Genomic DNA, 8619 nt, shown 5'->3' on the forward strand with positions numbered 1-8619 from the left:
AGGGGGCCGCAAAGCGGCCCCGGAAAAACTGACCTCAGAGGAACATCCCGCCTGAAACCTCCAGCCGTTGCCCGTTGATCCAGCCATTGCCATCTTCCAGCAACAGCGCAATCGCTGCCCCGATATCATCCGGCAAGCCCACGCGCCCCAGCGCCGTGTTGCCGGCAATGTATTCATTCACCTGGCGGTTGTCCCGCACCACGCCGCCGCCAAAGTCCGTCTCGATCGCCCCCGGCGCCAGAATGTTCACGCGGATGCCACGCGCCCCCAGTTCCTTGGCCTGGTAGCGGGTCAGCACCTCCATCGCTCCCTTCATCGAGGCATAGGCGGCGTACCCCGGCAGCGCAAAGCGCGCCAGGCCGGTGGAAATGTTGACGATGCGGCCATTGTCGACCAGCAGCGGCAGCAGGCGCTGTGTGAGGAAGAACGGCCCTTTCAGCTGGATATTCAGCAACTGGTCGAACTGCGCCTCGCTGGTTTCGGTGTAGGGCACGTTCAAGCCGATCCCGGCATTGTTCACCAGAAAGTCGAAACGCTCGCGACCGAAGTGTTGCTGCAATGTTGCTCCAAGGCGTTCGGCGAAGGCGGCAAAGCTGGCGCTGTCGCTGACGTCCAGTTGCAGCATGGCGGCCTTGACCCCGGCCTGCTCCAGCCGCGCGGCCACGGCCTGGGCTTCCTCGGCCTTGCTGTGGTAGGTGCCGATGACATCGATACCGCGTGCGGCCAGGTGTTCGGCAGTGTTGCGGCCCAGGCCGCGGCTGGCGCCAGTGATCAGGGCAATCTTGCGAGTCATGGTGAAAACCTCATGGTGGGCTGATGAGTACAGGCTATTGGTCGTGGTTGTGCTGTTAAATCCAGCAAATATGGAAATACTGTTCGGTAAAACCGGATAGACGAGGTTCAAGTGAACAAGCTGGAGTTGTTGCGCACCTTTGTGCGTGTCAGTGAGGTCAGCAGTTTCACCTTGGCTGCCGAGAGCCTGGGGCTGCCCCGTTCGACCGTGTCGGAGCAGGTCAGGGCGCTGGAGCGTTTGCTGGGTACGCAGTTGTTCAACCGCACCACCCGCCGGGTGCAGGCAACCCAGGATGGCGCCTTGCTTTACGAGCGCAGCAAGAACCTGCTGTCGGGGATGGATGAGATCGAGAGCCTGTTTTGCGCCGACGATGCCGAGCTTGCCGGGCGCCTGCGGGTCGACCTGCCGACCATGATGGCCCGCCGGGTCATCATCCCGGCGCTGCCGCAGTTTCTACAGCGTTTCCCGCGTCTGGAGGTGGAGCTCAGTTGCACCGATCGCCAGGTCGACCTGCTGCGTGAAGGCTTCGATTGTGTGATGCGCATTGGTGCCCTGCATGACCTGGACGTGGTGGCGCGCCCGGTCGGGCAACTGAGCATGCGCAACTGTGCCAGCCCAGCCTACCTTGCCCGCCATGGCGTGCCGCGCACCCTGCAGGACCTGGCCGAGCACCATCTGGTGCATTACGTGCGTACCTTGGGGGGGCGCAGTACCGGTTTCGAATACCTGCAGGACGGTGAACTGCACTTCCAGGCCATGGCCGGTGTGGTCACGGTCAACAATGCCGAGGCTTACTCGGCGGCCTGCCTGGCAGGGCTGGGGCTGATCCAGGTGCCAGCTGTGGGCGTGGCCGAACACCTGCAGCGCGGTGAGCTGGTTTCGGTACTGGAAGGCTGGCAGGCCCCGGCCATGCCCGTGTCACTGCTGTATGCCCGGCAACGACACGTGCCACGTAGGGTGCAGGCGTTCATGCAGTGGTTGGGCGAGGTGCTGCATTCGCAGGTTGACGGTGGCCGCTGATCGATGAAAAGCGTGGCGCCTGTGCCACGGCTTGCGTTAGGCTGCCGGTCACGAGTTGCCCGGCAGAGGCAACCTCTCCCCGCCTGGCGTGCGTATCTTCCGATTGAATTGCGAGGTTACGTCATGGCCATCACTTCCCAGGACATCTGCAACGCAGCCGACCAGCTCAAGGGCTTTGTCGGTTTTCATGGCAAGCGCGGTGCGCATATCGTGCGTTTTTCCGAAGATTCGTTCGGCATGGATGTGGCCGATGCCAGCATCACGCCCTGCTGCGAGTTTGTCTGGCGGCCCGAGCAAGGGCAGCGCATGGCCCTGTGCCGCGAACGGCTGGCGCTGTTGCTGGAGCAGCATGTGGATGACCGTTTGAACATCGGTGAACCGCTGCGCACCTACCTGCGCCGGCGCGACCTGCCGGAAATCGTGGCAGAGCGCAGTTTGCAGCGGAAGTCCGCTCTGTAATAGCGGAGTAACTGCCTCGCTCGAATACCGAAAACCTGGACGATCACTGTGGGAGCGGGCTCACCCGCGAACACCGGCGAAGCCGGTGCCATATACCGCGTCGCATTCTTCGCGGGTGAACCCGCTCCCACAGGGGGTGTGCAAGTATCAAACCTGGACAAGACGGTTACCTCCACGCGCTACAGGGAGGGTGTCGAACGCTGAGATGCCTGCTGCAGCAACGCCTCGAGCGCCGCACTGTCCAGCGGCCTGCTCAGGTAATAGCCCTGCACTTCATGACAACGGTCCTTCTGCAGTGCCCTGAGCTGCTGCTCGCTTTCCACCCCTTCGGCCGTCACCGTCAGCCCCATCGCTTCGCCCAGGTTGATGATGGCCTGGACCACGGCGCGGTCGCTGCCGGCGGTGTTGTTCAGCCCGCCGATGAAGCGTTTGTCGATCTTTATGCTGTCGAACGGGTAGGTGCGCAGGTAGCCCAGCGACGAGTAGCCGGTGCCGAAGTCGTCCATGTTAAGGCGTACGCCCAGCTCCTTGAGCGACAGCATGGTGCCCAGCGCGCCTTCGATGTCGTTGAGCATCACGTTCTCGGTAATTTCCAGCTCCAGGCGCTGAGCAGGGAAGGCGGTTTCCAGCAGGATCTCGCGTACATCGGCCACCACATCGCTACGCAGGAACTGCGCCGGTGACAGGTTCACGGAAATCAGTACATCGGCAGGCCAGTCATGGGCAGTGCGGCAGGCTTCGCGCAGCACCCAGCGGCCCAGCGCAACAATGATGTCACTCTGTTCGGCCAACGGAATGAAGGTGTCCGGCCCCAGCAACCCCTCCTGCGGATGCTGCCAGCGCAGCAAAGCCTCGACCGCGACGATGCGCAGGTCGCTGAGGCGGTAGCGCGGCTGGTAGTGCAGCTCGAACTCCTGGTTGCGCAGGGCCCGCCGCATGTCGTTCTCCAGTTGGCGGCGGTACTGGATCTGCTGGTTCATTTCGGCAGCGAAATAACGCCAGGTGTTCTTGCCATCGGCCTTGGCCTGGTACAGGGCGATATCGGCGCAGCGGATCAGCTCACCGGCATCGAAGCCCTGGGTACGGGTCTGGGCGACACCGATGCTGGCGCCGACGTGCAGCGGCTGGTTGTCGAAGATGATCGGTTGCTGCAGCAGGGCGATCAGGCGGGCACAGAAACGGTCGATCTCACTGCGGTTGTCCATGCCGCCGAGCACCAGGAGGAATTCGTCGCCGCCCAGGCGCGCGACCAGGTCGCCATCGCGGGTGCTGTCGCGCAGGCGGGTCGCTACTTCCTGCAGCACGGCGTCGCCGGCGGTATGGCCAAGGGAATCATTGATAGGCTTGAAATTGTCCAGGTCCAGCAGCAGCAAGGTCAGTGGCGGTGAATCACTGCCGCGCAACAGGGCTTGCTCGAGGTGCCGGGCGAGCTTGTTGCGGTTGGCCAGCCCGGTCAGCGGGTCGTGCAGCGAAAGGTGCTGGATGCGCGCATGAGCGTCGACTTCATCGGTGATGTCGCTGGCGGTGCCGCGAAATCCCACAGGCTTGCCGTCGTACCAGATGGCACGGGCCGAAATCCGGCAGTAGCGGCTCTGGCCATTCTGGTCGCGGTAGGTGCAGCGCAAGTTGGCCAGTTGTTGCGGATCGGCCACGGCCAGGGCATCCAGCCACGGCGAGAGCGGCGTGGTATCGCAGGCCAGCAACTGATTGAGCGGGTGGCCGAGCCAGTCGTCCACCGAGTAGCCAGTGACGTTGACAAAGCGTTGCGAAAGGTAGGTCAGGCGTTGTTGTCGATCGGTTTCCCAGATCCAGTCGGAGGCCGACTCGGCCACCGCGCGAAAACGTTGTTCACTGGCCTCCAGGGCCTGGTTGCTCTGCTGCAGATCGGCGAGCGTGAGGTCTATCGCCCGCGAACTGCGCAAGGCATGGCGGAACAGGTACAGCATGACCAGGCCGAGTATCAGCAAGGCACCCGCCAGCGGCGGCAACACTGCCCGCAGCAGCTGATGCCCCGGCAGCGGGCTGCTCCAGGACAAGTGGTAGCCGGTATCGCCGAGGTCGATGCGCAGGTGGCCGTGCTCCCCCGCATCATCGTTTTCCACATGCATGCCGGACAGGCCGGCATTGCTGCTCAACAGCGCCAGTTTTTCCTCGGTGAGCTGGTCGACGAACAGCATCACCGGTGCCTGGCGCACCTCGCTATCGGTCACATCCCGGTCCGGGCGTACCGCCGCGGCACTGAGCACTGCCGGCCAGCCGTTGAACAGGACGAATTGGGTGATCTGTTCACGGGTGATGGCCGCCGCCCGGGCCTGGTCGATGATTGGCTGCAGCGCTGCATCAATATAAGTATCGGCCGCCGCCTGGGTAGGCTTGCCTTTGAACAAGCCGTAGGTGGTACGTGCGTCCTCCACCACGAACACGCCTTCATAGCCGCTGGCGCTGTACAGCGACTCGCCCACGTTCTTTTCTTCATAGGCCCATTTCCAGTCGGCCTGGCCCGCCAGGTGTTCGAAGGCTGCATCCCACACGGCGTAGCTGGACAGGAACTGGCGCGAGGCTAGCAGCCGTTGCTCCAGCGCCTTGTTTGCCTGAGAGGCACTGCGCTGGCGCTCCTGATGGTCAAGAGTACCTGCGATATTGAACAGGGCGCCGAGGATGACCAGGCAGGCCAGGCCGAAAATTGCGCTGAAACCGGCGATCAGTCGACGCACCTGGAAGCGCGGTGCAGGGCTGGCGGGTGGGAGGTTGGCGGTCCTGGCCATGCGCGAGCGGCTCCTTCAGGCAGCCTCCCGCCAGTCAGTCAGGAAGGAGGTTCAATCAGGATAGGCCAGCCTGAGCGCCGCAGCGTCGCTGCGGGCAAAATTGACCTGGTCGCGCCCCGCATGCTTGGCAGTGTAAAGCGCCTTGTCCGCCTGTTCGAGCCAGTGCTCGGGTGACTCCAGGTCGGCCTCGAATGCCGAAAGGCCGATACTCAGGCTGATGCGCAGGTGCGGCAATTGCGGGTTGCGGTAGTTGGCGACCCGCTCGCGCAGGCGCTCCATGGCCTGGCAGGCCTGGGCTTCGCTTGTATCTGGCAGGATCACGCAGAATTCGTCACCGCCGTAGCGACCGGCCTGGTCGCCTTCGCGCAGATTGTGCCGCACCTCGGCGCCGAGCTGGCGCAGCACACAATCGCCGACCACGTGGCCGAAGGTGTCGTTGATGGTCTTGAAGTGGTCGATGTCGATCAGGGCAATCACCGCGTGCTCGTGTTGCTGCTGGCAAGCCTGGAACTTCAGCAGCAGCAGGTCCTTCCAGGCGCCGTGGTTGAGCAGGCCGGTCAGGCTGTCGGTGAGGCTCAGGGCGCTCAGCCGGCGCTTGTGGTCGGCCAGCTTGATCGCCAACTTGTAGCAGACCCAGCCCAGCGCCAGCGGGTATAGGGTCAGCATCGGCAGGCAGGCATAGACCTGCAGTGGCGTCGCGTTCAGTTGCAGCCCGGGGCCCAGCAGCAGGATGGCGACGAGCATGCCCGCCAGCTGGGCCAGCACCCCGCGAACGACCATGCGTTTGCCGCCGGCGGCGACGTTGTTCATGGTCATCATCGACAGCACTGTCACGCTGGGCAATGGATTGAAATGCATGGCGGCGGTCCAGAACCCACCCATCAGGGAGTCCAGTACCAGGTTGCGCTGTTCTGCCTGATAGGGCCCGGCCGAACGGGTGGCCCACAGGTAGGCCACATGCGGCCACAACAAGCCGTTGAACAGTAGCAGCAGCCATGCCCATGTGGGCGGTGACAGCGGCGCAATGGCGGCCATGACGCTGAACAGGCCGATCCCCAGGCCGATGGCACGCGGCAGGTAGATGCGTTTGGCGAATGAAAGTCCTTTGCCGCTGCGTTTATCCATATTGGTCATCGTTCTTCTGCTGAAGCACCGTTTATCGCATAACTCGCATGAATATTGTTGAACAGTGTTTCATCAACGAAAAATGACCTTACAAGCCAATTCACGGTTGATCCGATCACTGTGAGGTAGCATGAACGCTTTCCTGTTGCTAGGAGTGTTGCTGATGGTCCCTTTGGCCAACTCTGCCGGCGAGCCGGCGCCCCAGCGGGAAGGGCGTTTTCACAATCAGGCGTCATTGCCACCGGATGGCGTATTGAAGAAGCTGCGCATCGGGCTCAAGTACCTGTTCCTGCGCAAGCCGCCGGAGACCCGGCCGACCACACCGGTCAGCCTCCAGCCCATGACCCGCCAGCAGGTGCTTGACGCACCTGACCGCAGCCTGTGGCGCCTTGGCCATTCCACGGTATTGCTCAAGCTGCGCGGGCGCTTCTTTATTACCGACCCGGTGTTCGCCGAGCGTGCCTCGCCGGTGCAGTGGGCCGGCCCACTGCGCTTCCATGCGCCGCCCCTGGCGCTGGACCAGTTGCCGCCGTTGGCTGCGGTGGTACTGTCCCATGATCACTTCGATCATCTGGACGAACAGGCGATTCGCCAACTGGCACCGCGCACGAGTGTGTTCTTGGCCCCGCTGGGCGTAGGCAACCTGCTGATGAGCTGGGGCGTAGCTCCGGCAAAGGTGCGGCAGCTGGATTGGTGGCAGGAAAGCGAGGTCGAGGGCGTGCGCTTTGTCGCCACCCCCGCCCAGCACTTTTCCGGGCGTGGGCTGCTGGACAGCAACCGGACCTTGTGGGCGTCTTGGGTGATCGTCGACGAGGATGTGCGGGTATTCTTCAGTGGTGATACCGGCTACTTCGATGGGTTCAAGCAGATTGGCGAGCGATTCGGGCCGTTCGACCTGACCCTGATCGAGACCGGGGCCTACAATGTCGCCTGGCCCGATGTGCACATGCAGCCGGAGCAGAGCCTGCAGGCTCATCTGGATCTACGCGGGCGCTGGCTGTTGCCGATTCACAATGGCACCTTCGACCTGTCCATCCACGGCTGGCAGGAGCCCTTCGAGCGCATCCTGGCGCTGGCCAACCAGGCACAGGTGCGCCTGAGCACACCGCAGATGGGAGAGCGCGTCAGTCTTGATTCTCCGCACGCCGGGCAGAACTGGTGGCAGCCGCGGCCTGTGCGTCCGCGCGGCCAGGCGAACGAGCGCGTGGTAGCGGCACGCTGAAGTTCATTTGTTGCCGTTGTTGCGGCGCGGGGAGGGTGGCTGGTCCTCTTTCAGTAGCCGTGAGGGCGGTTTGCCGCTGTCGCTGCGCACCTGTGCATGGCTGATCAAGCCGAAGATGAAGCTGCCGCCGATGATGTTGCCCGCCAGTGTCGGCAGGGCGAACTCAAGCCAGAAGCTGCTCCAGGTTTCATCGCCGGCCCAGACCAGATAGGACACCTCGACCGAGCCGACCACGATATGGGTGAAGTCTCCCAGGGCCATCAGGTAGGTGATCATCAGGATGATCCAGATCTTGGCGTGTTCCATCGACGGGATCATCCAGACCATGGTGGCGATCATCCACCCCGATACGATGCCTTTGGCGAACATCTGGCTGATATCGTTCTTCATGACCTTGCGGCCTACCTCCAGGAAGGCCACGTCGGTCTTGCTGTCGAAGATCGGCAGTTCCAGCATTACCCAGGCCACCAGCAAGGTGCCGGCGAGGTTGCCAAGCAGTACAACGCTCCAAAGGCGAAGCAGGCGCCCGAAGTTGGCCAGGGTAGGGGCAGTCATTACCGGCAACACGGCGGTCAGGGTGTTTTCGGTGAACAGCTGCTGACGCGCCAGTATCACTGCAAGGAAGCCTGCGCTATAGCCGATGCTGGCGACCACCTGAGCGCTGTCCCCCTCCGGCAGGCGGGCGTAGAACAGGCCCATGGCCATGAGCGACAGCCCCATGGACAAGCCCGCGGCGAGTGCCGACCACCATAGTGCGGCGAGTGTACGTTCCAGCTCCTGATCGCCTTGGTAACGAATGATCTCGTGCAGTACTGCCGCTCGGGGCGGCTGACTGAGGCTGACTTCCTGCTCCTCGTCCGCCGACAGGCCCGGGGTTTTCTCGCTTTGCGCATCGCTCATGGCCGCTACGCTCCATTGGGTGGGGTTTCTCTACAGATTCGCGGCGCTTTCATTAGTTGCCGACGGAAGTAAAACGTCGGCAGAAAGTTTTTTCAGATCAAGGTGTTGACTCTGATCTCAAAGCGCGTATTATTCGCCTCCTCGCAGCGTTGAACGCTTCGAGGCAAGCGGTAAGTTGTTGAGATTTAAGGCTTTCGAAAGAAACCGGTTGTAAAAAACTTCAAAATAAACGCTTGACAGCAAGTGAGGAAAGCGTAGAATGCGCGCCTCGGTTGAGACGAAACACTCTTAACCAAACGCTCTTTAACAAATCGAATCAAGCAATTCGTGTGGGT

The 8619-nt window shown here is 62.5% G+C and carries 7 protein-coding genes; 3 read left to right on the forward strand and 4 right to left on the reverse strand.

Going from position 1 to position 8619, the window contains the following annotated elements; genetic code table 11:
- Positions 1-34 precede the first annotated feature (34 nt).
- Complete coding sequence (locus IRZ77_RS13820; RefSeq protein WP_046614710.1) at positions 35-793, reverse strand: SDR family NAD(P)-dependent oxidoreductase; 759 nt, start codon at positions 791-793, stop codon at positions 35-37.
- A 111-nt stretch (positions 794-904) separates the two neighbouring features.
- On the opposite strand from IRZ77_RS13820, the gene IRZ77_RS13825 reads away from it, so the two are divergent.
- Positions 905-1813: a LysR family transcriptional regulator gene (locus IRZ77_RS13825; protein ID WP_196173684.1), complete on the forward strand. Its 909-nt coding sequence runs from the start codon at positions 905-907 to the stop codon at positions 1811-1813.
- 123 nt (positions 1814-1936) lie between these two features.
- A complete protein-coding gene (locus IRZ77_RS13830) occupies positions 1937-2272 on the forward strand; it encodes a DUF2025 family protein (RefSeq protein ID WP_085601528.1) in 336 nt (111 codons plus the stop codon).
- A gap of 179 nt (positions 2273-2451) precedes the next feature.
- On the opposite strand, the gene IRZ77_RS13835 is transcribed toward IRZ77_RS13830, so the two are convergent.
- Positions 2452-5037, reverse strand: a complete 2586-nt coding sequence (locus tag IRZ77_RS13835) for a bifunctional diguanylate cyclase/phosphodiesterase (protein ID WP_196173686.1) — start codon at positions 5035-5037, stop codon at positions 2452-2454.
- Between the two features lie 51 nt (positions 5038-5088).
- Positions 5089-6162, reverse strand: coding sequence for a diguanylate cyclase (locus IRZ77_RS13840; protein WP_046614838.1), 1074 nt, complete (start codon positions 6160-6162; stop codon positions 5089-5091).
- 130 nt (positions 6163-6292) lie between these two features.
- Between IRZ77_RS13840 and IRZ77_RS13845 the strand changes: the two genes are divergently transcribed.
- Entirely contained in the window at positions 6293-7384 is a 1092-nt protein-coding gene (locus IRZ77_RS13845) for an MBL fold metallo-hydrolase (RefSeq protein WP_153671554.1), read from the forward strand.
- A 3-nt stretch (positions 7385-7387) separates the two neighbouring features.
- Here the strand turns inward: IRZ77_RS13845 and IRZ77_RS13850 are convergent, their stop codons facing one another.
- Positions 7388-8284, reverse strand: coding sequence for a formate/nitrite transporter family protein (locus tag IRZ77_RS13850; RefSeq protein ID WP_046614705.1), 897 nt, complete (start codon positions 8282-8284; stop codon positions 7388-7390).
- Between the last annotated feature and the right edge of the window lie 335 nt (positions 8285-8619).

The sequence above is a fragment of the Pseudomonas pudica genome (genome assembly GCF_015680405.1).
Taxonomy (GTDB): domain Bacteria; phylum Pseudomonadota; class Gammaproteobacteria; order Pseudomonadales; family Pseudomonadaceae; genus Aquipseudomonas; species Aquipseudomonas pudica.

What these genes read in the sequence shown, in the direction of transcription:
- IRZ77_RS13820 (WP_046614710.1), bottom strand. Translation starts at nt 793, where the DNA reads ATGACTCGCAAGATTGCCCTGATCACTGGCGCCAGCCGCGGCCTGGGC.
- IRZ77_RS13830 (WP_085601528.1), top strand. Translation starts at nt 1,937, where the DNA reads ATGGCCATCACTTCCCAGGACATCTGCAACGCAGCCGACCAGCTCAAG.
- IRZ77_RS13835 (WP_196173686.1), bottom strand. Translation starts at nt 5,037, where the DNA reads ATGGCCAGGACCGCCAACCTCCCACCCGCCAGCCCTGCACCGCGCTTC.
- IRZ77_RS13840 (WP_046614838.1), bottom strand. Translation starts at nt 6,162, where the DNA reads ATGGATAAACGCAGCGGCAAAGGACTTTCATTCGCCAAACGCATCTAC.
- IRZ77_RS13845 (WP_153671554.1), top strand. Translation starts at nt 6,293, where the DNA reads ATGAACGCTTTCCTGTTGCTAGGAGTGTTGCTGATGGTCCCTTTGGCC.
- IRZ77_RS13850 (WP_046614705.1), bottom strand. Translation starts at nt 8,284, where the DNA reads ATGAGCGATGCGCAAAGCGAGAAAACCCCGGGCCTGTCGGCGGACGAG.